Origin of the sequence: Formivibrio citricus (assembly GCF_900115065.1) — a bacterium.
Lineage (GTDB): Bacteria > Pseudomonadota > Gammaproteobacteria > Burkholderiales > Chitinibacteraceae > Formivibrio > Formivibrio citricus.
On sequence record NZ_FOVE01000011.1, the window covers coordinates 20,892 to 45,254 of the forward strand.

At 60.8% G+C, this 24,363-nt stretch carries 27 protein-coding genes and 1 tRNA gene; 20 read left to right on the forward strand and 8 right to left on the reverse strand.

From position 1 onward, the window contains the following. The first annotated feature begins 83 nt into the window (after window positions 1–83). From adk to BMZ36_RS08385, 4 genes are all read left to right on the forward strand, one after another. A complete protein-coding gene (gene adk, locus BMZ36_RS08370) occupies window positions 84–740 on the forward strand; it encodes an adenylate kinase (RefSeq protein WP_091194432.1) in 657 nt (218 codons plus the stop codon). Between the two features lie 233 nt (window positions 741–973). Continuing rightward, window positions 974–2,146: a UbiH/UbiF family hydroxylase gene (locus BMZ36_RS08375; RefSeq protein WP_091194435.1), complete on the forward strand. Its 1,173-nt coding sequence runs from the start codon at window positions 974–976 to the stop codon at window positions 2,144–2,146. Between the two features lie 12 nt (window positions 2,147–2,158). Further along, window positions 2,159–2,908 (forward strand): DsbC family protein, encoded by a 750-nt coding sequence (locus BMZ36_RS08380; RefSeq protein WP_091194438.1) that lies wholly within the window; start codon window positions 2,159–2,161, stop codon window positions 2,906–2,908. 117 nt (window positions 2,909–3,025) lie between these two features. After that, on the forward strand, window positions 3,026–3,808 hold the full coding sequence (locus tag BMZ36_RS08385) for a substrate-binding periplasmic protein (protein WP_091194440.1): 783 nt from the start codon (window positions 3,026–3,028) through the stop codon (window positions 3,806–3,808). Window positions 3,809–4,016: 208 nt separating this feature from the next. Here BMZ36_RS08385 and BMZ36_RS08390 read toward each other — a convergent pair whose 3' ends face one another. From BMZ36_RS08390 to lptM, 3 genes are read right to left on the reverse strand one after another with little or no spacing between them, the layout of a single operon-like run. Then, on the reverse strand, window positions 4,017–5,054 hold the full coding sequence (locus BMZ36_RS08390) for an aldo/keto reductase (RefSeq protein ID WP_091194442.1): 1,038 nt from the start codon (window positions 5,052–5,054) through the stop codon (window positions 4,017–4,019). Next, window positions 5,026–5,994 (reverse strand): TraB/GumN family protein, encoded by a 969-nt coding sequence (locus tag BMZ36_RS08395; RefSeq protein ID WP_091194445.1) that lies wholly within the window; start codon window positions 5,992–5,994, stop codon window positions 5,026–5,028. Before BMZ36_RS08395 ends, BMZ36_RS08390 begins: the two co-directional genes overlap by 29 nt. Window positions 5,995–6,049: 55 nt before the next feature. Further along, window positions 6,050–6,244, reverse strand: coding sequence for an LPS translocon maturation chaperone LptM (gene lptM, locus BMZ36_RS14335; RefSeq protein ID WP_245747849.1), 195 nt, complete (start codon window positions 6,242–6,244; stop codon window positions 6,050–6,052). Between lptM and cyaY the strand changes: the two genes are divergently transcribed. The 9 genes from cyaY to bioC all read left to right on the forward strand — a co-directional run bounded on the left by cyaY (window position 6,243) and on the right by bioC (window position 14,672). Next, window positions 6,243–6,554 (forward strand): iron donor protein CyaY, encoded by a 312-nt coding sequence (gene cyaY / locus BMZ36_RS08400; RefSeq protein WP_091194448.1) that lies wholly within the window; start codon window positions 6,243–6,245, stop codon window positions 6,552–6,554. The genes lptM and cyaY overlap by 2 nt on opposite strands. A 3-nt stretch (window positions 6,555–6,557) precedes the next feature. Further along, a complete protein-coding gene (locus tag BMZ36_RS08405) occupies window positions 6,558–6,965 on the forward strand; it encodes a YqaA family protein (RefSeq protein ID WP_091194451.1) in 408 nt (135 codons plus the stop codon). A 17-nt stretch (window positions 6,966–6,982) separates the two neighbouring features. After that, entirely contained in the window at window positions 6,983–8,413 is a 1,431-nt protein-coding gene (locus tag BMZ36_RS08410) for a beta-barrel assembly-enhancing protease (RefSeq protein WP_177187830.1), read from the forward strand. Between the two features lie 257 nt (window positions 8,414–8,670). Next, window positions 8,671–9,783, forward strand: coding sequence for a tRNA guanosine(34) transglycosylase Tgt (tgt, locus tag BMZ36_RS08415; protein WP_091194456.1), 1,113 nt, complete (start codon window positions 8,671–8,673; stop codon window positions 9,781–9,783). Between the two features lie 119 nt (window positions 9,784–9,902). Then, window positions 9,903–10,196, forward strand: a complete 294-nt coding sequence (gene yajC, locus BMZ36_RS08420) for a preprotein translocase subunit YajC (RefSeq protein WP_091194458.1) — start codon at window positions 9,903–9,905, stop codon at window positions 10,194–10,196. Between the two features lie 114 nt (window positions 10,197–10,310). After that, window positions 10,311–12,128 (forward strand): protein translocase subunit SecD, encoded by a 1,818-nt coding sequence (gene secD, locus BMZ36_RS08425; protein WP_091194461.1) that lies wholly within the window; start codon window positions 10,311–10,313, stop codon window positions 12,126–12,128. A gap of 20 nt (window positions 12,129–12,148) precedes the next feature. After that, window positions 12,149–13,084 carry a protein translocase subunit SecF gene (gene secF, locus BMZ36_RS08430; protein ID WP_091194680.1) on the forward strand — a complete coding sequence of 312 codons (936 nt, stop codon included), beginning with the start codon at window positions 12,149–12,151 and terminating at the stop codon, window positions 13,082–13,084. 68 nt (window positions 13,085–13,152) lie between these two features. Next, window positions 13,153–13,794 carry a DedA family protein gene (locus BMZ36_RS08435; protein WP_091194464.1) on the forward strand — a complete coding sequence of 214 codons (642 nt, stop codon included), beginning with the start codon at window positions 13,153–13,155 and terminating at the stop codon, window positions 13,792–13,794. After that, complete coding sequence (gene bioC, locus BMZ36_RS08440; protein WP_091194466.1) at window positions 13,791–14,672, forward strand: malonyl-ACP O-methyltransferase BioC; 882 nt, start codon at window positions 13,791–13,793, stop codon at window positions 14,670–14,672. Before BMZ36_RS08435 ends, bioC begins: the two co-directional genes overlap by 4 nt. Window positions 14,673–14,738: 66 nt before the next feature. Here the strand turns inward: bioC and BMZ36_RS08445 are convergent, their stop codons facing one another. Beyond that, a complete protein-coding gene (locus BMZ36_RS08445; RefSeq protein ID WP_091194468.1) occupies window positions 14,739–15,569 on the reverse strand; it encodes a DUF5718 family protein in 831 nt (276 codons plus the stop codon). Between the two features lie 122 nt (window positions 15,570–15,691). Here BMZ36_RS08445 and bioD point away from each other — a divergent pair, with 122 nt between their 5' ends. The 3 genes from bioD to BMZ36_RS08460 all read left to right on the forward strand — a co-directional run bounded on the left by bioD (window position 15,692) and on the right by BMZ36_RS08460 (window position 17,403). After that, window positions 15,692–16,399, forward strand: a complete 708-nt coding sequence (gene bioD / locus BMZ36_RS08450) for a dethiobiotin synthase (RefSeq protein WP_091194470.1) — start codon at window positions 15,692–15,694, stop codon at window positions 16,397–16,399. A 101-nt stretch (window positions 16,400–16,500) separates the two neighbouring features. Beyond that, a complete protein-coding gene (locus tag BMZ36_RS08455; protein ID WP_091194474.1) occupies window positions 16,501–17,262 on the forward strand; it encodes a flagellar brake protein in 762 nt (253 codons plus the stop codon). A 65-nt stretch (window positions 17,263–17,327) separates the two neighbouring features. Then, a tRNA-Thr gene (locus tag BMZ36_RS08460) sits at window positions 17,328–17,403 on the forward strand. Between the two features lie 141 nt (window positions 17,404–17,544). Here the strand turns inward: BMZ36_RS08460 and BMZ36_RS08465 are convergent. Then, window positions 17,545–17,904: a hypothetical protein gene (locus BMZ36_RS08465; RefSeq protein WP_091194477.1), complete on the reverse strand. Its 360-nt coding sequence runs from the start codon at window positions 17,902–17,904 to the stop codon at window positions 17,545–17,547. A gap of 169 nt (window positions 17,905–18,073) precedes the next feature. Between BMZ36_RS08465 and BMZ36_RS08470 the strand changes: the two genes are divergently transcribed. Beyond that, entirely contained in the window at window positions 18,074–19,201 is a 1,128-nt protein-coding gene (locus BMZ36_RS08470; protein ID WP_091194481.1) for a response regulator, read from the forward strand. 207 nt (window positions 19,202–19,408) lie between these two features. Here the strand turns inward: BMZ36_RS08470 and BMZ36_RS08475 are convergent, their stop codons facing one another. Genes BMZ36_RS08475 through BMZ36_RS08485 form a run of 3 tightly spaced genes read right to left on the reverse strand, consistent with a single transcriptional unit; the run spans window position 19,409 to window position 22,354 of the window. Beyond that, a complete protein-coding gene (locus BMZ36_RS08475) occupies window positions 19,409–21,007 on the reverse strand; it encodes an NAD+ synthase (protein ID WP_091194485.1) in 1,599 nt (532 codons plus the stop codon). Window positions 21,008–21,047: 40 nt separating this feature from the next. After that, complete coding sequence (locus tag BMZ36_RS08480) at window positions 21,048–21,764, reverse strand: SAM-dependent methyltransferase (RefSeq protein ID WP_091194490.1); 717 nt, start codon at window positions 21,762–21,764, stop codon at window positions 21,048–21,050. Then, window positions 21,761–22,354, reverse strand: a complete 594-nt coding sequence (locus tag BMZ36_RS08485) for a Maf family nucleotide pyrophosphatase (RefSeq protein WP_091194493.1) — start codon at window positions 22,352–22,354, stop codon at window positions 21,761–21,763. Before BMZ36_RS08485 ends, BMZ36_RS08480 begins: the two co-directional genes overlap by 4 nt. 78 nt (window positions 22,355–22,432) lie before the next feature. Here BMZ36_RS08485 and BMZ36_RS08490 point away from each other — a divergent pair, with 78 nt between their 5' ends. The 3 genes from BMZ36_RS08490 to plsX all read left to right on the forward strand — a co-directional run bounded on the left by BMZ36_RS08490 (window position 22,433) and on the right by plsX (window position 24,298). Continuing rightward, the gene (locus tag BMZ36_RS08490) at window positions 22,433–22,939 is read left to right on the forward strand and encodes a YceD family protein (RefSeq protein WP_091194498.1); all 507 of its coding nucleotides are present in this window, start codon (window positions 22,433–22,435) and stop codon (window positions 22,937–22,939) included. Window positions 22,940–22,967: 28 nt separating this feature from the next. Beyond that, window positions 22,968–23,147 carry a 50S ribosomal protein L32 gene (gene rpmF / locus BMZ36_RS08495; protein WP_091194502.1) on the forward strand — a complete coding sequence of 60 codons (180 nt, stop codon included), beginning with the start codon at window positions 22,968–22,970 and terminating at the stop codon, window positions 23,145–23,147. Between the two features lie 104 nt (window positions 23,148–23,251). Further along, complete coding sequence (plsX, locus tag BMZ36_RS08500) at window positions 23,252–24,298, forward strand: phosphate acyltransferase PlsX (RefSeq protein ID WP_091194505.1); 1,047 nt, start codon at window positions 23,252–23,254, stop codon at window positions 24,296–24,298. Window positions 24,299–24,363: the final 65 nt, after the last annotated feature.

Genomic DNA, 24,363 nt, shown 5'->3' on the forward strand with positions numbered 1-24,363 from the left:
TGTTTTTCTCCCCTCCTCTGTGTCTCTGTGGTGAGGGATTGGGTTTAAACAGTTTTTTTGACTTTTTACGACAAGGAAAAACCATGCGTTTGATTCTTCTTGGCGCCCCCGGCGCAGGCAAGGGCACCCAGGCCAACTTCATCAAGGACAAGTTCGGCATTCCGCAGATTTCCACCGGCGACATGCTGCGTGCCGCGGTGAAAGCAGGTACACCGCTGGGTCTCGAAGCCAAGGCGATCATGGATGCGGGCGGCCTGGTGCGCGACGACATCATCATCGGCCTGGTCAAGGAGCGCATCGCCCAGCCCGATTGCGTCAAGGGTTTCCTGTTCGACGGCTTCCCGCGCACGATTCCGCAGGCTGAGGCGATGAAAGATGCCGGCGTGGACATCGACTATGTCGTGGAAATCGACGTGCCGGATGCTGCGATCATCGAACGGATGGCCGGCCGCCGCGTGCACGTGGCTTCGGGCCGTACCTACCATGTCAAGTTCAACCCGCCGAAGGTTGAGGGCAAGGATGACGAAACCGGCGAGGAGCTGATCCAGCGTGCCGACGATGCCGAAGATACCGTGAAGAAGCGTCTGGATGTGTACCACGAGCAGACCGAAGTGCTGGTCGGCTACTATGGCAAGCTGGCCGCTGGCGGCGATGCCAAGGCGCCGAAATACGTGAAGATCAACGGCGTGGGCGAAGTCGACGCCATCCGCGACCAGGTTTTTGCTGCGCTGGGCGCGTAATCGATACTGTGGGAGCGGATGCAATCCGCGATAAGGTGGCAGTTTGAAGTGTCATGTTCGCGGATTGCATCCGCTCCCACATCGTTTCCAATAAGCTTGGCAATCTCAGTCGGCGTAGGCCGGATAAGCCCCAGGCGCCATCCGACGCATGAAATACAAACGTCGGAAGGCGCTTCGCTTTTCCGACCTACTCGCTCTCTGTGCCTCAGTGTCTCTGTGGTGAGTGATTTTGGATGAGTGAATTCGACACCGATATCCTGATCGTGGGCGGTGGCCTCGTCGGCGCCGCGTTGGCGCTGGCGCTGAAAGATTCGCCGTACTCGGTGCTGCTGCTCGAAGGCAGTCCACTGGAGCAGACCTTTGCGCCGGAAAGCTGGGATTCGCGCATCTATGCGATCAACGGCGCCAGCCGGCGCTGGCTGGAAGACATCGGAGCCTGGCAGGGCATGGATCGTCAGCGGTTGCTGGCCGTGCAGGCCATGCAGATTTTCTGCGACGAAGGCGCAGCGCTGCGCTTCGAGGCGCTGGAAGCCGGGTTGCCGCAACTTGCCACGATCCTGGAAAGCCGCGAGCTGCAACGGGCGCTGTGGCAGGGACTGGAAGGCGCAGCCAATGTCTCGCTGCTCACCGCCGTGCAGGCCGTGCAGTTGACGGTCGAGCCCGATGTCGCCCGCCTTGAGCTGACCGATGGCCGCAGCTTGTCGGCGCGGCTCGTGATCGGTGCTGATGGCGCGCAATCGTGGGTGCGCCGCCAACTGGGCATCGAGCCGCAGACCCATGACTACCGGCAGTTCGGCGTCGTGGCGAATTTCGCCGTCGAGCGCGCTCATCGCGGCTGCGCATTCCAGTGGTTCCGCGAGGATGGCGTGCTGGCCTGGCTGCCGTTGCCGGGCGACCGTATCTCGATGGTCTGGTCGTGCCCGGAAAGCCTGAAAGACGAACTGCTGGCGCTGGATGGCGAGCTACTCGCAGCGCGGGTGGCGGAAGCGGGCGGCGGCAAACTAGGCCGCTTGCAAACGATCACCCCGCCAGCGGCATTTCCCTTGCGTCTCAATCATGTCCCGCACATCGTTACACCGCGCGTGGCGCTGGTCGGCGATGCCGCTCATACCGTGCATCCGCTCGCCGGTCAGGGCGTCAACCTTGGATTTGGCGATGCCGCGGAACTTGCTGGCATACTGCTTGCCGAAGAAGTGTGCCGCTGCGGTGATTTGAGCGTGTTGCGGCGTTACGAGCGGGCGCGGCGCGAACCGGTGTATCTGATGCAGGGCTTGTGTCACGGGCTGCAGCAATTGTTCAATAACAAGAATCCGTTCCTCAAGGCCGCGCGGAATTTCGGTCTGGGGACGGCCAACCAGTCGGAATGGCTGAAACGGCAACTCATTCGCCAGGCTGAGAACTACTGACAAGGAAAAAACATGAATCTCAAACAACTGAGCCGCAGTTTGGTCGCCGCCGGCCTGATCGGGCTGACTGCCTGCTCCGCTTCGGCCGAAAGCCCCAAGCAGCAGATGGAAGCCGTCAAGGCCACGCTGGCCAAGCAGTTGCAGGGCAAGGAAATCACTGCGGTGAATGCCTCGCCGATGAAGGGTGTCTTCGAGGTGGTGCTGGCCGGCAACATGATCGTCTATACCGATGCCAAGGCCGAGTTTCTGATCTTCGGCGACATGGTGGATGTGGCCAAGCGCAAGAGCGTGACGGAAGAGCGCATGGCTGAGCTGCGCAAGGTCGATTTCTCCAAGCTGCCGCTGGAGCAGGCCGTGAAGGTCGTGCGCGGCGACGGTAGCCGCCAATTGGCGGTGTTTTCCGATCCGGATTGTCCGTTCTGCAAGAAGCTGGAGCAGGAAGGGCTCAAGGATCTGAAGAATGTCACCATTTATACCTTCCTGATGCCGCTGGCGCAGTTGCACCCGGATGCCGCGCGCAAGTCGCGCCTGATCTGGTGCGCGCCGGACCGCGCTGCAGCCTGGACCAACTGGGCGTTGAACGGCAAGCTGCCGGAAGGCAAGGGCGATTGCGAAAACCCGGTGGAAAAGAATATCCAGCTCGGTGAAAAGCTCGGCATCAACGGTACGCCGGGGCTGGTGTTCTCCAGCGGACGCCTGGTGCCGGGCGCGATTCCTGGTGAGCAGATCGAATCGTTGCTCGGGGAAAACAAGCAACAATAACCCGTGTTTCTCTCAACAAAAACGGCGCACATCGAGGCGCCGTTTTTGTATTTGTTTCGTACCAAAGCCCTGTCATACTCCGTGCAACAGCTTCCATCCCGGACTCCGAACGGAATCATGTCGAAAAAAAACCATCTTTTCCTCCTGTCCGTCTTGCTGGCGCTGACTGCAAGGGTGCAGGCGGTTGAATTCACGGTCCATGCCTCGCCGATCGGCGAATACATGGTCAGGATCGGACCGACGCTGGAAGAATCGACCGGATTGATGATGGAGATCGCGGCCGGGGCTTTCAGGCGCGCCGGTTTGCCGGTGAAGGTTGCACCGCCCGTGCCGTGGGCGCGGGCGCAAATAGAGGCAAAGGACGCACCGGGGGCCATTCTGGTCCTGTTGGCGCGAACCCCGGAACGGGAAGGACAATGGCGGTGGTTGTCCATGATCTACACCGACAAGGTGTACGCCTATACCCTGAAAGGTCGCCACGTTTATTCGAGCTATGGGGAGATCGGGGCCAGGAAGGCGCGGGTGGCAGTCAAGCTCGGCAGCGCTTCGGAATCTTTTCTCAAGAATTCCGGCGCTGCGCTGGATTCGGCACCCGATACCGACCGGAACTTCATGAAACTGCTTTCGGGGCGGGTCGACGTATTGCTGACCCAGCGCATGGAGGCCGACCCGGCCATCAAGGCGATGCTGAATGGCCGATACAAGGACGAGTTCCTGCCGCATATCGGCGAGCTTCAGCGCACGACGATTGCCGATCTTCCGCTCTGGTTCGTGACTTCCCGCCAAACCCCGGAAGCCGATGCCCAGCGGCTGCAAGAAGCCCTGGAGCGCTTCAAGCGCACTCCCGAATATCGGGCGATCATCAGGAAATACGAGGCTAGTGGTCTGCCCCGTAAATAACGAAACATGAAAACTTGTCTTTGTCCGTCTGGCGTTGTTGCTCATCCTCGCGATAGCTGGCTATCGCTGCGGTTCGCGCCTACCCAGCCGTACAAATCCGGCGCTTTCATTATGTTCCGCCATTTACGGGGCAGACCACTAGGCTTTCAATGCTAGGGCGTTGAAACACCACGGAAAAGAAAACGGCGCAGTTCTTGCGCCGTTTTTTCTACATTGCCGGGCTCGGGCTTTTGCGGTGGATCGCCTCGACGGCGGCTTCCAGGTCCGGAGTGAGCGTCACTTCTTGGCAGGACAGATTTTCTTCGAGTTGTGCCATGCTGGTCGCGCCGATGATGGTGCTGGCCACGTACCAGCGCCGGGTTGCCCAGGCGAGCGCGAGTTGCGCCGGCGTCAGCCCGTGTGCGCGTGCGAGTTCGGCATAGGCGGCAACCGCGCCGTTCACTTCCGGCTTGCGGTAGCGGATGCCGAATTGCGGGAACTGCGACATGCGGCCCGGCGCCTGCTCGTGGCCAACGTATTTCCCGGACAGCAGGCCGAAGGCGAGCGGGCTGTAGGCCAGCAGGCTGACCTGTTCGCGGTGGCAGGTTTCCACCAGTCCGGCTTCGAAGGTGCGGTTGATCAGGTTGAATACGTTCTGGATCGTGGCGATGCGCGGTAATCCCGATTCGCGCGCCAGTCGCGCGCATTCGCTTACGCCCCACGGCGTTTCGTTGGAAACGCCCACGTAGCGCACCTTGCCGGCGGCGACGAGCTCGCCCAGTGCTGCAAGCTGCTCTTCGAGCGTTGGCGTATCCGGCTTTTCCCTGCTCGGGTCGTAGTAGGTCTCGCCGAACATCGGCACCGAACGGGCCGGCCAGTGGATCTGGTACAGGTCGAGATAATCGGTCTGCAGACGTTCGAGCGATGCATTGCAGGCTTCGACGATCTGGGCGCGGGTCAGTTGCGGCCCGCCGCGCATCCATTCCAGGCCACGGTTGGGGCCGGCGACCTTGGTGGCGACGATGACCTTGTCGCGCGGCTGTTTTTTCAGCCAGGTGCCGACGATGCGTTCCGTGGCGCCTTGCGTTTGCGCTTTGGCCGGGACCGGATACATCTCGGCGGTGTCGATGAAGTTGATGCCGGCGGCCATGGCGCGGTCGAGCTGGGCGTGACCTTCTGCTTCGCTGTTCTGCTCGCCGAAAGTCATGGTGCCAAGGCAGAGACGGGAGACGCTGAGATCAGTTCCCGGCAGCGTGAGGTAATGCATGGGAGGGCTCCTTCTGCGGAAGAGGGGTCGTCGTTGCAGGGCGGTGCGTTGGCGTGATGCGGTAGCCTTGTGTCCGCAGGAGCGCAATCAACCCTTCCGGCCCGGGCAGGTGCAGGGCGCCGACGGCAACGAAGGCGCCGCCGTTGGCCAGTATCGGTTGCAGGCGCTGGGCCATGCGCTGGTTGCGTACTTCGTTCATTTCCCGCATCCAGCTCCTGGCCCATGCACGGTCTTCTTCCGGTACGGAATCGTCGGTGGACAGACTCAGCGCCAGCAGGGCCGACAGGTCGCCACGCCGGTAGGCGGCGATCAACTCGCCGAACAGCCTGGATTCTTCCTGCGGATGGTCGAGCTGGAAGCGGATCAGGCGCTGCAGTTGATTCGGGTCGATATGCTTGAACAGCGCCAGTTGTTCCTCGGCGGTTTCCAGCCCGCGGTTGGCCAGTTTTTTCTGTTTGGCCAGACTGGCAATCTGCATGTCCAGAGGCAGGACGGCATTCTCCTGAGGGGCGGGCAGGGCGAGGAGCATCCAGGCGGCCCAGGGCTGCAGCCCGGCTACGAACGGTTCCGGGTAGCCATGTCTGGCCAGTGCGGCAGCCAGTCGCGCGAAATCGCGTTCGCCCAGCAGTGTCGGGAGCGGCTTGTTGGGTGCCTGCATTTCCTTGACGACGGCGAGCATTTCGCTGCCGTCGTCCAGCTTGATCTCGGTGATGACCGTTTGGGCGTCGGCCAGTGCCTGGCTGGCCTCTTGCGGCAAACGGGCAACTTCCGGATCGGAGAGGTGGATGGTGCCGAACAGCCAGGAAGGTACAAGGCCGGGGCGCTCGATTTTCCAGAGCAGGCCGGTTTGGGTTTCGGCTGGTGTGGTTTCTGCCGCAGAAAAGGAGGTTGTCAGCAGCAGGGAGCAAAACAGGGCAAGCCAGGTACGCCAAAGCAACATGATCGACTCCGGTTGGGCGATTGGCTACCGCCTTGCGGCGGGGGCCTGGTGGTTATTACCGGACGGACGATGCTGGCTTGGAAATCGGTGCCGACGCCGGCGCGGACGCCTTGGGTAGGTAGAGCGGCCCCTTGTAGCCGCAGGCACCGAGGAAGAGTCCGGCGAACAGGGAGGCGACGAGCAGAATGCGCATGACGATGATTCGGTGGCAAAATGGATGCCCGATTCTACACCGAAGTTTTCCGTCCATGACCGAATCCGAATTCCTCAACCTCACCGATGCCGTATTCGACCGCATCGAATCCGCGCTGGACGACAGCGGGCTGGATGCCGAACCCATGCGCATGGGCAACGTGCTGGAAATCGAGTTGGCGGACGGCAGCCAGATCATCGTCAACCGCCATGCGTTCAACCAGGAGCTGTGGATCGCGGCCAAATCCGGCGGGTTTCACTACCGGCTGATGGACGGCGCGTGGCGCGATACACGCGGCACGGGCGAATTCTTTGCCGATCTGGCGGCAGCGATCAGCGCGCAGGCCGGCGAAGCGTTCCGTTTCTGAACGATGGAAGCATTCGGCTGGCTGGCCGGCGTGTTCGGCGCGGCATTCGTTTCCGCCACCATCCTGCCCGGCAATTCGGAAGCCGCGCTGGTGGCCTTGCTGCATTTTCAGCCGCATTTGGTCTGGAGCGCCCTTATCGTGGCGACCATCGGCAACGTGCTGGGCGGGCTGACGACGGTCTGGCTGGGGCGCCGTCTGCCCGAGCCACCCAAGAGCCGCGCCGTGCAATGGGCCGAGCGTTTCGGGCCGGCCAGTCTGGTCCTGAGCTGGTTCCCGCTGTTCGGCGATGCACTGTGCGGTGTCGCCGGATGGCTGCGCTGGCCGTGGCTGCCGGTTGCGTTCTGGATCACGCTGGGCAAGGCCGCGCGCTATGGCGCTGTTGTTTATCTGACTGAAAAAGCAATAGGTTGATCGCAGGAGAAATGAACGTGCGCAAACCTTTATCCGCCTTGTTGTCCCTTATTTTGGTGGCCCAGACGGCTTGGGCTGACCTGCCCAGCATGGGTGACGTTTCGCAGCAAGGGCTGACCCCGGCACAGGAGCGCGAGATCGGCGAGAGCGCGATGCGCGAGATCCGCCGCAGCGGCGAGCTGGCCGAAGATCCGGAAGTCGTCGCCTACCTTTCCCGTCTGGGCGCGCGCCTGGTCGATGCGGGAGGCGTGAGCGATGTACGTTTCACCTTCTTTCCGATTCTCGACGGTAGCGTCAATGCGTTTGCCATTCCCGGTGGGTATGTCGGCGTACATACCGGGTTGATTGTGATGGCGCGCCATGAGTCGGAGCTTGCCAGTGTGTTGGCGCACGAAATTGCCCACGTATCGCAACATCATCTGGCGCGCATGATTGATGCCACGAGCGTCAATCCGCTGGTTTCGCTCGCGTCTCTCGGCGTGGCGATTCTCGCCGCGCACGCGGGGCGGGTCGATGCGGCTGCAACGGCGGTGACCGCCGGCGCGGGGTTCAGCGTCCAGCGCCAGCTCGACTTTACCTATGCCTTCGAACAGGAAGCTGACCGCATCGGCATGCAGACACTGATCCGTGGCGGTTTCGATCCGGGCGCGATGCCGACCTTCTTCGAGCGCCTGCATCGACACAACCGGCTCGAAGAATCGAATGCCCCCGAGTTCCTGCGTACCCACCCGGTCACCACCAAGCGTATCGCCGATGCGCAAGGCCGGCTCACGGGTCTGCCTTACCGGCAGACGCCGGATTCGGCCGATTTCCTGTTCGTGCGGGAAAAGGCGCGCGGCCTGCAGATGAAGCCGGCTGACGCCGTGGAGTTCTACCGAAAGCATCTCGCCGAGAAGCGCTATGCCAATGAGGCCGCGCATCGCTACGGTCTGGCGCATGCGCTGTATCTGGCGCGCGATTACGAAGGCGCCTGGCAGGCGTTGCAGCGGGCCAAGACCGTGTATGGCAGGAAAGGCCATCCGGCGCTGGAGTACCTGGCAGGCAGCATCCGTCTGGCGCAGGGGCGCAACGACGAGGCGCTGGCCGTGTTCGGCAAGGGCGTTGAGAATTTTCCGTCGAGCCGCGCGCTGGCCTATGGCCTGATCGATGCGCAGACTGCAGCAGGCAAGTACGACAAGGCGCATGCGCTGATCGTCGATTATCAGTCGCTCTATGCTGGCGACCCCTGGTTCTATCAGCGAGCTGCCAAAGCGTACGCCCAGCAGGGGCGAATGATGGAATCGCACAAGGCGCAGGGTGAATACTATGCCCGTCTGTACGAATACGGACTGGCCATCGAGCAATTGCAGATCGCGCTCAAGCAGCCGGGCAACGATTTCTATCTGCTGTCTTCGATCGAGGCGCGCTTGCGCGAGCTGGAAAACATCAAGCCCAAAACCAAGAAGTGACAATGCACCGCAAAAGTTGCGGCATCGTCATGATCACTGCGTGATCCCGGATTGCTCATCAGGCGGTCCTTTGGGCCTGCGCGAGCGCTTGCGGTCATCTTGTTCCCTTGTTCGTCGTCCATGGAATGACCATGAATTCCTCGCAAGTGACCAAATTGCCTCGCAATCCAACTCGCCATCATCTCGCGTCCTAACGAACAATCTGGGATGATGCGCCCTGCGCCGGACTGTGCTTCCGGAAGGCGAAAGGAAAACTCATGAAATTCGAACTCAAGGCGGTGAGCGGCGCGGCTCGGCGCGGCTCGTTGCAACTCAACCACGGCGTGGTCGAAACCCCCGTGTTCATGCCGGTCGGCACCTACGGCACGGTCAAGGCCATGACCCCGCGCGACCTCAACGACATCGGCGCGCAGATCGTGCTCGGCAACACCTTCCACCTCTGGCTGCGTCCCGGTCTGGAAGTGATCGAGACCTTCGGCGGGCTGCACGGCTTCATGGGCTGGGACAAGCCGATCCTTACCGATTCCGGCGGTTTCCAGGTTTTCAGTCTGGGCGAGCTGCGCAAGATCACCGAAGAAGGCGTGAAGTTCCAGAGCCCGATCAACGGTGACAAGCTGTTCCTGACCCCGGAAGAGTCGATGCGCATCCAGTCCGTGCTCAATTCCGACATCGTGATGATCTTCGACGAATGCACGCCGTACCCGGCCGACCGCCGGCAGGCAGGTGAATCGATGCGCCTGAGCCTGCGCTGGGCCAAGCGCTCGCGCAACGAATTCGACCGTCTGCAGAACCACAATGCGCTGTTCGGCATCGTGCAGGGCGGCATGCATGAAGACCTGCGCGACGAATCGCTCGCGGGGCTGAAGGACATCGGTTTCCACGGTTATGCGATCGGCGGATTGTCGGTCGGCGAACCGAAGGAAGACTTCGCGCGTATCCTCGCGCATACCGCGCCGAAATTACCGACGCATTCCCCGCGTTACCTGATGGGCGTGGGCACGCCGGAAGATCTGGTATTCGCTGTGGGGCAGGGCGTGGACATGTTCGATTGCGTGATGCCGACGCGCAACGCGCGCAACGGCATGCTGTTCACACGCTGGGGCGATGTTCGCATCAAGAATGCGAAATACCGCAACGACGCGCGTCCGCTGGACGAAGGGTGCGGTTGCTACACCTGCCGCCATTTCAGCCGTGCTTACCTGCACCACCTGTTCCGCGCCGGCGAGATTCTCGGCTCGCAACTCAACACCATCCATAACTTGCACTATTACCAGGAATTGATGCGCGACATTCGCGCAGCGATCGAGGCGGATGGTTTTGCCGCGTTTACGACCCGTTTTGCGCAGGAGCGGGCTCGCGGCGTGGATTGATCGATCCGGCAGGAATCCGCGAATTATCCAGTTCAGGAAAGTTTGTGGATTTTGCCGGTAGCTGCGGCTAAAATGGGCCGCTTTATCTTTTGGTCGTCTCCCGAAAAAGGAATCCTCTCATGTCCGGAACCGAGAACATTATGCAGTTTGTCCCGCTTATCCTGATGCTGGTTGTCTTCTGGTTCCTGGTGATCCGTCCGCAGCAAAAGCGGGCCAAGGCGCTCCAGGAGTTGGTGGCATCGCTGAAGAAGGGCGATGAAGTCATGATGAGCAGCGGCATTCTTGCTCGCGTAGCCAAGGTCGAAGGCGATTACTTCGTTCTGGAAATCGCCAGCGGTGTCGAGATCGTTGCCCAGCGCTCCGTGGTTACCGGCAAGGTGGAAGACGGTACGCTCAAGAAAGTCCTCAAATAAATCCTTATAGATTTTGGCGCGCAGATTGAACTGCTCGCCCGGATCTGAAACAAACCCAAACCGGCGAAGGCGCGTGCGTCTTCGCCGGAACGTCATTACGAATCAGGATTCATCATGAATCGCTATCCGCTCTGGAAATATCTGTTGATGTCCGTGGCCCTGGTCGTGGCATTGCTCTATACGCTCCCCAATCTGTACGGGGAAAGCGAGGCGGTGCAGGTTTCGAGCGCCCGCGCCACGGTCAAGGTTGATGATGCGCTCAAGGCGCGTACCGAAGCCATCGTCAAGGCTGCCGGCATTACGCCGGAAGGCGTGCAGTTTGACGGCAGTTCGATCAAGCTGCGCTTGCGCAACGCCGAAGAACAGATCAAGGCCAAGGACGAGATCCAGACCAAGCTGGGCGAAGACTACTCCGTGGCACTGAACCTGCTGCCGCGCACCCCGTCCTGGCTGACGAAAATCGGCGGCAAGCCGATGATGCTGGGGCTCGACTTGCGCGGCGGCGTGCACTTCCTGCTGGAAGTCGACATGAAAGCGGCCGTGGACAAGGCGCTGGAAAAGACCGCCGGCGAAGTGCGCCGCGAATTGCGCGAGAAGAAAATCCGCTACGGCCGCATTTCGCGCGACCGTGAGCAGGTGGAAGTCCAGTTGCGCGACGCGGCAACGGTGGAAGCCGCAGCCAAGGCGGTCCGTCGTGTACTGCCGAACCTGACCGTGACCGAAATGAAGGAAGGCAGCTTCAAGATCGTGGTGTCCTACAGCACCGAAGCATTGAGCCAACTCAAGTCCGATGCGGTGAAGCAGAACCTCGTGACCCTGCATAACCGGGTGAACGCGCTGGGCGTGGCCGAGCCGGTGATCCAGCAGCAGGGCGAAGGCCGCATCGTGGTGGAACTGCCGGGCGTGCAGGACACCGCCAAGGCCAAGGATATCCTGGGCCGGACCGCGAGCCTGGAAGTGCGGCTGGTCGACGAAGATGCCGGCAAGCTGGAGCAGGCGCTGGCCGGCGCCGTTCCGCCGGATACCGTCCTGCTTTACGAGCGCGATGCCAAGGGCGGCCGTGCCATCCTGCTGAAAAAGGATGTCGAGCTGACCGGCGACAACATCAACAAGGCCGCGACCGGCTTCGACCAGAACAACCAGCCGGCCGTCGATCTGCGTCTCGATGCCGCGGGCGAGTCGATCATGCGCCAGATCTCGCGCGAGAACATCGGCAAGCGCCTGGCGATGGTGCTGGTCGAGCGCGGCAAGGGCGAGGTGATTACCGCACCGGTGATTCGCAGCGAACTGGGTAACCAGTTCCAGATTACAGGCTCGATGAGCCAGCAGGAAGCCAACGACGTCGTGTTGCTGATCAGTGCCGGTGCGCTGGCCGCGCCGATGACGATCGTAGAAGAACGTACCATCGGCCCGAGCATGGGCGCGGACAATATCGACAAGGGCCTGCGTTCCACGCTGTACGGCTTCCTGGCGATCGCGGCGTTCATGGTGGTGTACTACCGCATGTTCGGTGTGGTATCCGCCGTCGGTCTGGCGACCAACCTGCTGTTCCTGCTGGCGGGCCTGTCGCTGCTGCAGGTGACGCTGACCTTGCCGGGCATCGCCGCCATTGCGCTGACACTGGGCATGGCGATCGACTCGAACGTGCTGATCAACGAGCGCATACGCGAGGAGCTGCGTAGCGGCATGAGCCCGCAGGCTGCGATCAGCGCGGGTTACGAACATGCCTGGGCCACGATTCTCGATTCGAACGTGACCAGCCTGATCGCGGGTATTGCCCTGCTGGCATTCGGCACCGGCGCCGTGCGCGGCTTTGCCTGGGTGCACTGCATGGGCATTCTCACCTCGATGTTCAGTGCCGTGTTTGTTTCGCGCGGCGTGGTGAACCTGATTTACGGCTATCGCCGTCGCCTGACCAGCATCGCGGTCTGACCTGCGGAGAATAAAAAATGATCGAGTTTTTCCATGTGAAACGCGATGTCCCGTTCATGAGCTATGGCAAGCTCACGACGGCGATTTCGCTGGTTACCTTTATCCTGGCCGTGGCGTTCCTTGTCATCAAGGGACTCAATTTCGGCGTCGAATTCACCGGCGGTACGGTGCTGGAAATGCGCTACGAGCAGCCGGCGGATCTGGGCAAGGTGCGGGATCGCGTCGATGCGCTGAAATATGGCGAATCGCAGGTCCAGGCGATGGGCACGACGCGCGACGTGATGATCCGCCTGCCCAACATCAAGGACAAAACCTCGGCCCAGCTTTCCAACGAAGTGCTGGCCGAGCTGAAGAAGGACGATGCCAAAGTCGAAGTGCGCAAGGTCGAGTTCATCGGCCCGTCCGTGGGCGACGAGCTGGTCACGCACGGCTTGATGGCGACGGCGTTCGTTTGTCTGGGCATCATCATCTATCTCGCGATCCGCTTCGAGTGGCGCTTCGCCGTCTCGGCGGTGATCGCCAACATGCACGACGTGGTGATCATTCTCGGCTTCTTCGCGCTGTTCCAGTGGGAGTTCTCGCTGCCCGTGCTCGCCGGGGTGCTGGCCGTGCTCGGCTACTCGGTGAACGAGTCGGTGGTGGTGTTCGACCGGATCCGCGAAAACTTCCGCAAGCCGGAAATGCGCGGCAAGAGCGTGTCGGAAGTCATCGACAACGCGATTACTGCGACCATGAGCCGTACGATCATCACGCACGGCTGTACCGAACTCATGGTGCTGTCGATGCTCTTCCTCGGCGGCCCGAGCCTGCATTACTTTGCCATGGCGCTGACCATCGGTATCGTGTTCGGTATCTATTCCTCGGTGCTGGTGGCCAGCCCCTTGCTGCTGCTGTTCGGGCTGACCCGCGAGAACATGGTCAAGCCGGTCGTGGTCAAGGAAGAGGCGGTAGTTTGATTTTTGCTGTGCCGTTTCCTGCCGCCGCCGACTTCCCGGTCGGCGGCGCTTTCTTGTGAGTTTGTCCGATGGCTTTCAATCCGATTGATATTTTCCTGCATCTGGATGTTTACCTCGCCCAGATGGTCGCGCTGTACGGTCCGTGGATTTACGCGATCCTGTTTGCGGTGATCTTCTGCGAAACGGGCTTGGTCGTGATGCCGTTTCTGCCCGGCGATTCGCTGCTGTTCGTTGCCGGTGCGGTCGCAGCCACAGGCGGCATGGACCCTTACATCCTGGCCGGAGCGCTGATGGCCGCTGCGATTCTCGGCGATTCGACCAACTATTTTGTCGGTCGCTTCATCGGCGAGAAGTTGTTTTCCAATCCGCATTCGAAGATTTTCCGGCGCGATTACCTGGACCGCACGCATGCCTTTTACGAGCGGCATGGCGGCAAGACAGTCACGCTCGCACGCTTCGTGCCCATCGTGCGCACCTTCGCTCCCTTCGTTGCCGGCGTGGGCGAAATGCCCTATCTGCGTTTTCTGGCATTCAGCGTTTTCGGCACCCTGCTGTGGGTCGGCGGGCTTGTCACGCTGGGCTACCAGTTCGGCAACGTTGAGTTCATCAAGAAAAACCTCTCGCTGGTTTTGCTGCTGATCGTGGCGCTTTCCTTCCTGCCGGCCGCCATCCAGTTCCTGCGTGCGCGCGCAGCCAAGGTGGCGGCATGAGCGACAAGTCCCTCGTTCGTTCTGCCTTCGATCAGGCGGCAGATACCTACGATGCGTCGGCTGCGCTGCAGCGCGAGGTGGTCGAGCGCATGGCTGAGAAGCTGGAAATCGTGAAGCTCGAACCGCTACGCATGCTCGATGTTGGATGCGGAACAGGGTATGCCGGTCCGTTTCTGGAAAAACGGTTTCCCAAAGCGGAGCTCGTCGAGCTGGATCTGGCTCCGGGCATGTTGCGCGCTACGCGCGCGCGCCAACCCGGCGGCTGGAAGCGCTGGCTGGCCGAATTGCAGGGCAAGCGTTTTCCGGTGCAGGTCTGCGGCGATGTCGAAGCCTTGCCGCTGGCCAGCGAATCGGTGGATCTGGTCTGGTCAAGCCTCGCCCTGCAGTGGTGCGATACACTGGACCAGGCATTCAGCGAATGTCTGCGCGTATTGAAGCCGGGCGGCTTGTTCCTGTTCTCCACACTGGGGCCGGATACGCTCAAGGAGTTGCGTCAGGCGTTTGCCGGCATCGACGGGCATGCGCACGTCAACCGCTTCACCGACATGCACGATGTCGGCGATACCCTCGCACGCGTGGGTTTTTCCTCTCCGGTGATGGAGATGGAAATGCTGACCATGACCTACGAAACGGTACGCGACGTATTGCGCGACCTGAAGGGCATCGGCGCGCACAGCCTGCGCGACGGCCGTCGCAGCGGGCTGATGGGCAAGGCGGCTTGGCGTGCAATGGAAGCCAGTTACGAACGTTTCCGGACCGATGGCTTCTTGCCGTCCTCGTACGAAGTGCTCTATGGACACGCCTGGAAGCCGCACGGCGAGCCGGCGGCCACTGACAAGGCACAGGTCATCGATTTCCATCCGCGTACACCGAAGTAACCCTGCCAGAAACTCAAAAAACAACACCGGCACAGGGCCGGTGTTGTTTTTGCTGCGAGGTACACTTCAGTTTGCGGTGACTTTCTGTCGCACCACGCTGATTCCCGGTTCTGCGAATTCCCCGCTTTCCGCCATGCCGCGGATGGCGTCGGCTGCGTAAAGCCGGGAGTCATAGACCGCCACGATGCTTTCGTCGCCCGGTTGCAGGAAGGTTTGTTCGCCGAAAGGCAGGTAGCGTGTGGCGCCGATGCCGACAATGGCCTGTTGCGGATAGCGCGCGGCTTGCAGCAATGCCGGAATGTCTTCGGCCGGACCGTCGTCCTGCTGATGGTTCATCTTGTCGACGACCCAGTTCAGCAGTTTCTCGTGAAAGTAGCTGTATTCGACGGCAGGGCTGTCCATGCCGTAGGCGTGGCATTGCCCGTCGCGCAACAGGAAGCTGGCGATATGGTAATGATCGAGCTCGCAACCGGCGGTAAAGGACGTCAGCGCAAGGCGGGTAGTGGCGAGCCCCTTGCTGGCCGGCCCCCAGTTCTTCTTCTCGCTGATCTTGCGCGCTCCCGGACGGCGGATCGAGCAATCGTTGAATGCGGCGAATTCGCGCGGTACCAGCGCCTTCACCTTGGAGCCTTCGTACACGATGTCGCAGATCAGCGCGACTTCCGGTTCGATCTGCAGGTTGTCGCCGCTGTCCGGATAGCAAATTCGGTCATGCGCGATCGGAAACACGTTCAGGAAGCTGTTTTCCCGGTTCGGCACATAAAACGGAAAGATCGCCTTGGGTTCGGCGGGATCCTTGACCTTGACGTTGACGAAGTCGCTGGCTTCGCCTGCCTGTTCCAGATGTCCGGCAAAATTCCCGGCGATGCCCAAACCGATCATGTCGGTCAGTTTCATTGCAAACATTCCTTTTCAATTACACGGGCTCGAACAGCGCGCGGCCCAAACGGCTGGCATGTTATCCTTGCGACCTCTGATTTGCACCAAATATTGCGTCTGTGCTGACGGACGTTGAACTCATGAGCAAACTTTTTTTTATCACCGGCACGGACACCGATGCCGGCAAGACCGTGGCCACAGCGCAGCTCTTGCGCGCCTTTGTTGCGAATGGACTGCGCGCCGTGGGCATGAAGCCAGTGGCGTCGGGGTGCGAATGGCGCGACGGCGTTCTGTGGAATGCCGATGTGGCCGCGCACAAAGCTGCAGGCAACGTGGACGCGCCGCTGGAATGGGCCAGCCCCTATCGTTTTGAGCCGCCGATCTCGCCGCACCTGGCTGCAGCCGAGGCGGGCATGAAGGTGGATGTTGGGCATCTGTTGGCGAGCGCCCGGCATCTGGAAAAGCTTGCGGATGTCGTACTGGTCGAGGGGGCGGGCGGCTGGTTTGCGCCGCTAACCGACACTGAAAGCATGGCAACCCTGGCGCAGCGTCTTGGTGCTCCAGTCATCCTGGTGGTTGGAATGCGCCTGGGCTGCATCAACCATGCCATGCTGACCGCGCAGGCCATCGAACAATCCGGTTTGCATCTTGTCGGCTGGCTGGCCAACCGCATCGATCCTCGCATGAGTCGTTACGAGGATAACCTGGCCTATTTGCAACAGCATTTGCCTGCCCCCTTGCTGGCAGAAATCGCGCATCAGCCGGCTGCCGACCAAGGGCGGCTTCCCGCCGCCTGTGCGTCGCAACTCCTGGCAGCTTGCAGGAATGATGATTGCGGACCAAACTGAATCCGGATATCCCGGAAGCCGGTCAAACGCGCATTACATGATATGCTCTCGCCTACCCGTAATGGCGGCAGGCAACGAGAACCATAAATTCACAGGGAATTATGCAAGAAGGGGAAAGCGGCGCAGTCCGCCCGATTTCTGAAGCGGAAGACATTGGTCCTTTCCGGCTCGCCTCGGCAGCCGAGGTGGGATTTGTGCTGCGCACTCTTGCGCAGCGCAACGATTTCGTTTCGATCTATTTCAACAGCGGCCGCGATATGCTGCTGACGCGCATTCTGGATGTGGACATCAAGGCGCGCACGTTCGTATTTGACCTGAGTGGCCACGCCCAGAGCAATGCGGCACTGACCAAGACCGACAAGGCTGTATTTGTTGCAACGCCGGATGGAGTGAAAATCCAGTTTTCGACCTCGGAGATCAGGCAGGTCGATTTTGAGGGGCGACCGGCTTTCCGTGCCCCGTTTCCCCCTGACCTTATCAAGTTGCAGCGTCGCGATTTCTTCCGGCTGCCCACGCCTATCTCCAATCCCTATTGCTGCCGCTTGCCGATAGGTGACGGCGATTCGATGCGCCTGGATGTGCTTGACATATCGCTGGGCGGGGTCGGTGTTCGTTTTTCGGAGGCGCAAGTCGGAAAAATTGAAATTGGCCTCAAGTTTTCGCAGGTCGAATTCGATTTTGGGCCGGGCGGGGTCATGCGGATCAATGTGGAAGTGCGCAATCGCCGTGCCGTTGTCAATCGGCAAGGACAAACCCAGTATGCAGTGGGCATGCGTTTCCTCGGGCTCTCCCGGGCGCAGGAAGCCAGCCTGCAACGCCTGATTTCCCAGTTGGAGCGCGAACGCAAGGCGCTGCTGGGGTGAATGAATTAAAAATGGATTGGTTGTTGCCAGTTGTCCGCGGATGAAGTTAGAATCGCACCTCTTTCGCCGGCTTAGCTCAGTAGGTAGAGCAACTGACTTGTAATCAGTAGGTCGCCAGTTCGATTCCGGCAGCCGGCACCATTTACCCTTCCGAGGGTATCCAGGAAAGTCCAGAGAACCCGCACAGCATAAGGCTTTGCGGGTTTTTTGTTATCTGTTTACGTCCATCCTCATCCGGTCGAATCCAGTGTTTTTGTGCCCCTGCTTGTGCCCCCGCCCGATTCAGGAACGAATGTTGGAATGGCTGAACCGGAAATCGCGCAGGATGCGCTGGTAATCTTCTTCGCTGAACATCAGCAGGCAGGGTTCGTCTTTTTGGGAGGTCTCGATATCCAGGGTGATGCACGCATAACGCCCGATGGCGAGCCAGATGGCGGCCACCAGTTTTTCCGCAAACCAGTTCGGATTCTCCCCCGGCTTGGGGGCAGTCTCATGTCGTAGCATCAGTAGCCAGGCGCTGCCGCATGACTGGCGCTTGATCCAGGAGGGGGGCTGCCAGACCGTGCGCATGGCCGTTAGAACCTGCTCGACCTCAAGTGAGGAGAGCGGCGATATTCCCAGTTCGATGCGTAAACTATCCATTTGTTGGGGTCCAGATGCCGGCCAACCGGCCGCAAAAGAGGCAGATGATATTCGAGTAGCCTACACCAAATTCCGTCGTGATCGAAAATTCGACGCCCAAAGGGGCGACGTTCGGGGGCGTGTGTGCTAGATTTTCTAGCATCTGTTTACTGCGCTGGTTCCCACGGTTATGGCTGAAAATATCAATGCGGCAGAACGTTCACGGATTCTGGTCGTCGATGATTCACGGATCGTGCGAGCCACGATCCGCAAGCATCTGGCGGAGGGGCACGATCTCGTCGAAGAGGCCGATGGCGAGGCGGGATGGCGACGGTTGCTGGCGGATAAAGCCATCAACCTGCTGATTTCCGATCTTTCCATGCCGGAGCTGGATGGTATAGGGCTCCTGGCGCGGGTCAGGGAAAGCGGCGAGCCGCGCATCCGCAACTTGCCGGTGATCATCATTTCCGGCGAGGAGGACGAGGCAACCAAGCGGCGCTGCGTGGACGCGGGCGCCAACGATTTCATCACCAAATCGACGGATCGTGCCGAAATGCAGGCACGGGTCCAGGCCAATCTCGATCTAGCCGCGACCCGGCGCGAGCTGCAAGAAAGCCGTACTACCCAAGCCCAGACGGCGACGACCGATGCGGTGACCGGCGCGGGCACTTCGCATCTGTTGACGCTGCAGCTCGAACAATCGCTGGCTTATGCCCAGCGGCACAGCAGCGAAGTGACGTTGATGCTGATCGAGGTCGATCATTTCCAGTCGCTGGAGGAAAAACTTGGCGACCGCCTGTCCGGGCAGATGCTCAATCTCCTGGCGAAGCTGCTGTCGGCCAAGCTGCGGCGCGAGGATACGCTGGCGCATCTGGACGGTGCGCTGTTCGCCGTCGTATCTCCCGGTTCGTCCCTCTCCGGCGTGCGAGTGCTGGCCGAACGCCTGCGCCAGGCCGTGGGCAACGCCCGCATCAATTTCCGCAACGAACAATTGCATATCACCGCGAGTTTTTCGCTGGCCAATTCCTGGCATGACAAGGTCGAGGCCGCGGATGCCTTGCTGGATGCGGCGCTCAACCGCCTGCGTGCGGGGGCAGAGGCGGGGCGCTTGGCGATGCCGAGTGTCCAGGAGGAGCGCGTCGCCGTGCCGCTGATTTCCGAGGCGCTGGGAATGCTGCACCAGGGCAAGGCAGATGAATTGCGTCCGCACTTGCCGGCACTGATGGCGAATCTCTTGCCGCTGCTGGAGCTGGCCAATGCAGAGCTTGGTTTGGGGTGGGCACTGGAGAGGGTGGCCGCGGCAGAATCGCGACGCTGAATTTTGATGTGCAGGAATGCAAACGGGGCCGCGAGGCCCCGTTGTGTTTGGTAACGCCGACGTTAGAACCTGTTCACGATCTGTCGCGAGAGGCTGTCAGCGGGGTGAAGAGCAGCGCAAAAACCGGAGTGTACAAGGAGTACATGAGGATTTTGAGCAGCGCATGAGCCCCGATCACGGCTTCGCAGCAAGATCGTGAACAGGTTCTTACAGCGTGAAGCGATTGGTGATCGGCATGCGCCAATCCTTGCCGAACGCCCGGTGGGTGATGCGTGGCCCGACCGGGGCCTGGCGGCGCTTGTATTCGTTGATGCGCAACAGGCGCACCACGCGGTCGACGTCCTCCGCTGCGTACCCCAGATCCACGATCTCGGCGCGGCTGAGGTTTTCTTCCACATAGGCTTGCAGGATGGCGTCGAGGATCTCGTAGGGCGGCAGCGAATCCTGATCCTTCTGGTCCGGGCGCAACTCGGCCGAAGGCGGGCGGGTGATGATGCGTTCCGGGATGACTTCGCCCTGCGTGTTGCGCCAGCGCGAAAGGCGGTAAACCAGCGTCTTGGCCACGTCCTTGAGCACGGCGAAGCCGCCGGCCATGTCGCCGTAGAGCGTGGCATAGCCCGTGGTCATCTCCGATTTGTTGCCGGTGGTCAGTACCAGTTTTCCGCTCTTGTTGGACAGCCCCATCAGCAGGGTGCCGCGGATGCGGCTTTGCAGGTTTTCCTCGCTGGCATCCATCGGCAGACCGGCAAAATGCGGGGCGAGGCCGTTCATGAAGGCTTCGTAGACCGGCCAGATTTCGATCTCCGAATACTGGCATCCTAGGCGCTCGATCATGGCGCGCGAATCGGTTACGGAAATGTCGGCCGTGTAGCGCGAGGGCATCATCACAGCATGCACCTTGTCTGCGCCGAGCGCATCGCAGGCGATGGCCAGCGTCAGCGCGGAATCGATGCCGCCGGAGAGCCCCAGCAATACGCCGGGGAAGCGGTTCTTGCTGATGTAGTCGCGCACACCGGTGACCAGCGCCTGGTAGATGCTCGCTTCCTCGCCGAGATCGGGCGTGATGTTGCCGGGTTGCAGCGTGCCATTGCGGTATTCGACGAAGCCGAGCGCCGATTCGAACGCGGGCAGTTGGGCGACGAGTTGCCCGTGCTTGTCGAGCGCAAAGGATTGGCCGTCGAAAACGAGCTCATCCTGTCCGCCGACCATGTTGCAGTAGACCAGCGAAAGCGCGTTTTCCTCCACGCGGGCTTGCGCAATGCCGAGGCGGGAGCTTTGCTTGGCCTTGTGATAGGGCGATGCGTTGAGCACCAGCAGCAGTTCGGCACCTTCATCTGCTGCGGCTGCTGCGGGTTCCACGTCCCATACGTCCTCGCAGATGGCGAGCCCGACCTGCACGCCATCCTGTTCGAAGACCAGCGGCGCAATGCCGGGCTGGAAGTAGCGAACCTCGTCGAACACCGCATCGTTGGGTAGCAGCATTTTTTCGTAGCGCCCCAGAACGCGACCGTCGCGGATCACCGTGGCGGCGTTGAAGCATTCGCTGCCGTTGCCGTGCGGATGGCCCACGACCAGCGTGATGCCGTCCAACTCGTCGATCAGGCGTCCGATCATCTTGCGGCATTCCGCCAGGAAGACTGGACGCAGCAGCAGGTCTTCGGGCGGGTAGCCGGTCAGTACCAGCTCCGGTGTTAGCAGGATGTCTGCGCCGGCTTCGCGGGCCTGATTGGCTGCCGCGAGGACCAGTTCGAGGTTGCCGGTCAGGTCGCCGACGACGGGGTTGAGTTGGGCAATGGCGATTTTCATGAAGTAGGCGCAGTAAAATCAATTTACCAATTGTAAGCGACTAACCCGCAAACAGCACGAATACCGTCGGGCGTTTGCCGATTTCCGGGGGGGGCGATTTTTTCCAGTCCGCGATGCGCTGGCTGCGGACGAATTCTCCGGGCAGGGTCAGGTCGCAGGCGAGGGTGAGCTGCGTTTCCGGATGGCAGGCCGCGAGCAGGGCGGCAAACAGGGCGAGGTTGCGGTAGGGCGTTTCGATAAAGAGTTCGGCCTGCTTGTGCTTGCGCGATTCGTTTTCCAGCCGGCGGATCGCTTCGATACGCGGCGCGTCCTGTGCCGGCAGGTAGCCGCTGAAGCGGAACTGCTGGCCGTTGGCACCGGACGCCATGAGCGCCAGCAGCAGCGACGAGGGGCCGACCAGCGGAGTGACGCGGATGCCCTTGCGATGCGCCAGTCGCACCAGGTTCGCGCCCGGATCGGCGACGCCGGGGCAGCCCGCTTCCGACATCAGCCCGACATCGTTGCCTTCCAGCAAGGGGGCGAGCAGGGCGGCAAGCTCGTTGTCCCTCGTGTGTTCGCTGAGTTCCTGCATCCATAGCGAACGCAATTCGTGCGGGGTGCCGAATTGTTTGAGGTGAGCGCGTGCGGTCTTGGGTGCCTCGACGATGAAATGCGTCAGGCGGCGGGCGATGTCGAGCGTGTCGGCGGGCAGGATGCTTTCCAGCCGGTCTCCGCCCATCGGCGTCGGGATCAGGTACAGTGTTCCGGTCGCGCTCATGGCAGGGGGATTCCTTCGTTCTTGAGCATGGTGACGAGTTCGATCAGCGGCAGGCCGATGATGGCGGTCGGGTCGCGATTCTCGATGGCGGCGATCAGCGTGATCCCCAAGCCTTCGGTCTTGGCGCTGCCAGCGCAGTCATAGGGTTTTTCCAGATTCAGGTAGCGCTCGATTTCCGCATCGGTGTAGTCGCGCATCGTGACGCGGGTGATGTCGACGACGGTCTGGGCGTGATCCGTGGCCGCGTTCAGCAGGCAGAGCGCGGTGTGGAATTCGATGGTCCGGCCGCGCATCTGCTGCAATTGCTGCACGGCGCGCTCGTGCGTGCCGGGCTTGCCCAGTTGAACCCCGTCCAGGAGCGCCACTTGATCCGAGCCGATGACGAGATGCTGCGGGAAGCGGTTTGCCAGTGCGTTGGCCTTGGCTTGCGCCAGACGCAGGCTGGTCTGTGCGGCGGTTTCGTCGTCGAGCGGAGTTTCGTCGATGTCCGGGCTGGCGGTTTCGAAGGGGATTCCCAGGCGGGAGAGTAACTCCTTTCGGTAGGGCGAGGATGAGGCGAGCAGCAGATGGCAAGGCGCTTGTTTTTGCATGGTATTTTGTAAATAGGTTTTGACAGGGGGTGTTGGCAAATTATATCATGCCGGGTTTCTGGTTCGGTCTGGCAGGCTATGACGATTATCCATAGCGCGGATTTTGCCCGCGAGGGTGGTGAGCTTTCCGGTGTTCTGGCGATTGCCGACATGGATCGCTTGCATGATCTGCTGGCGAAGATTGACGGTGATGTGACGTGGCACCTCGCAGGCGGAGTGGACAAGCTGGAACGTCCCTATCTTCACCTGACGGTAAGCGCGGTGGTGGGGGTGATCTGCCAGCGCTGCCTCAAACCGATGCCGTTCAATATTTCTGCCGATACAGTGCTGACGCAGTTTCCTGCTGAGGAACTCCTCGACGAAGCTGTAGCGCAGGATGAAGATCTTGAAGGTATCGTCATTGAACCGGAGCTCGATGTTGAAATGCTCATCGAGGATGAAATGCTGCTGGCTTTGCCCTATGCGCCCCGGCACGAAAAGTGCGAGCCGGCTGGCGACGCGGTCAAACCCGCGGGCGAAGCTAAACCGAATCCGTTTGCTGTCCTGGCAAAATTGAAAACCAGGAAAGCGGAAGACTCAAACTGAAATTAACTGGTTTTCAAGGAGTTAGATCATGGCCGTTCAACAGAACAAAAAATCCCCGTCCAAGCGTGGCATGCACCGCGCCCACGATTTCCTGACCGCACCGGCACTGGCTGTCGAGCCGACCACCGGTGAGGCTCACCTGCGTCACCACATTTCCCCGAACGGCTTCTACCGCGGCCGTCGCGTGATCAAGGCCAAGGGCGAGTAATTCCTCCTGGATGCCTTGCTGACCGATAAGGTTGGTTGTACGGCGCAAGCAGGCAAACCCTGCTTGCGCCGTTCGCTATTCATGACTGTGAAATAGATTGGCGTATGGACATTACTGTTGCTGTCGACGCAATGGGTGGCGATCACGGTACGCACGTGACCGTGCCTGCCGTGTTGCGTTTCCTTGATCATCATGCCGATGTAAATGTGGTGCTGGTTGGCTTGCCCGACGCGCTGGAGGCCGAGCTCAAAGCTTGCAAGGCTGAAGTGGGTCCGCGCCTGCGCATCCATCCTGCGTCCGAAGTCGTGCTGATGGACGAATCTCCGCAATCCGCACTCAAGAACAAGAAAGATTCTTCGATGCGGGTGGCGATCAATCTGGTCAAATCCGGCGAGGCGCACGCCTGCGTTTCCGCAGGCAATACCGGCGCCTTGATGGCGACCGCGCGCTTCGTTCTGAAAACCATTCCGGGTATTGAGCGCCCCGCTATCGCCAAGATGTTGCCGAGTTTGCGTGGCGAGACCTGCATGCTGGACCTGGGGGCCAATGTCGATTGCACGCCGGCACACCTGGTCCAATTCGCCGTCATGGGCGCCACGCTGGTTTCTGCGGTGAAGCATGTTGATGCACCGACCGTCGGTCTCCTGAATATCGGCTCCGAAGACATCAAGGGTAATGAGGCCGTCAAGGAATCCGCTGAGCTGCTCAAGAAGGCGCCGATCAATTTCCATGGCAACGTCGAGGGCGACGACATCTACAAGGGTACGGTGGATGTGGTAGTGTGCGACGGTTTCATCGGCAATGTGGCGCTGAAGACCTCCGAAGGATTGGCGAAAATGCTGGCGGGTTTTCTGCGTGAGGAGTTCAAGCGTAGTTGGTGGACCAAGCTTTTGGCGCTGTTCGCCTTGCCGGTACTGTCCCGTTTCAAGAAGCGCACCGATCCGCGTCGGTTCAATGGCGCCACGCTGCTGGGCTTGCGCGGCATCGTGATCAAGAGTCATGGCGGGGCGGATGAAACGGCCTTTTATTGGGCGTTGCGCCAAGCGGCCGAAGAGGCCCAGGCTGGCGTGGCTCAGCGTATTGCCGCCAGGGTACAAAGCCAGATGGCCGAGTTCGAAAGCGGCACGGCAGCGGTTGCTGAAAATATTTGAGTTCCGGACATTTTTCGGGCGTCTTGGCCCGGATGTCCGGCGGCATTCTTTTCTTTTCGGGAGGT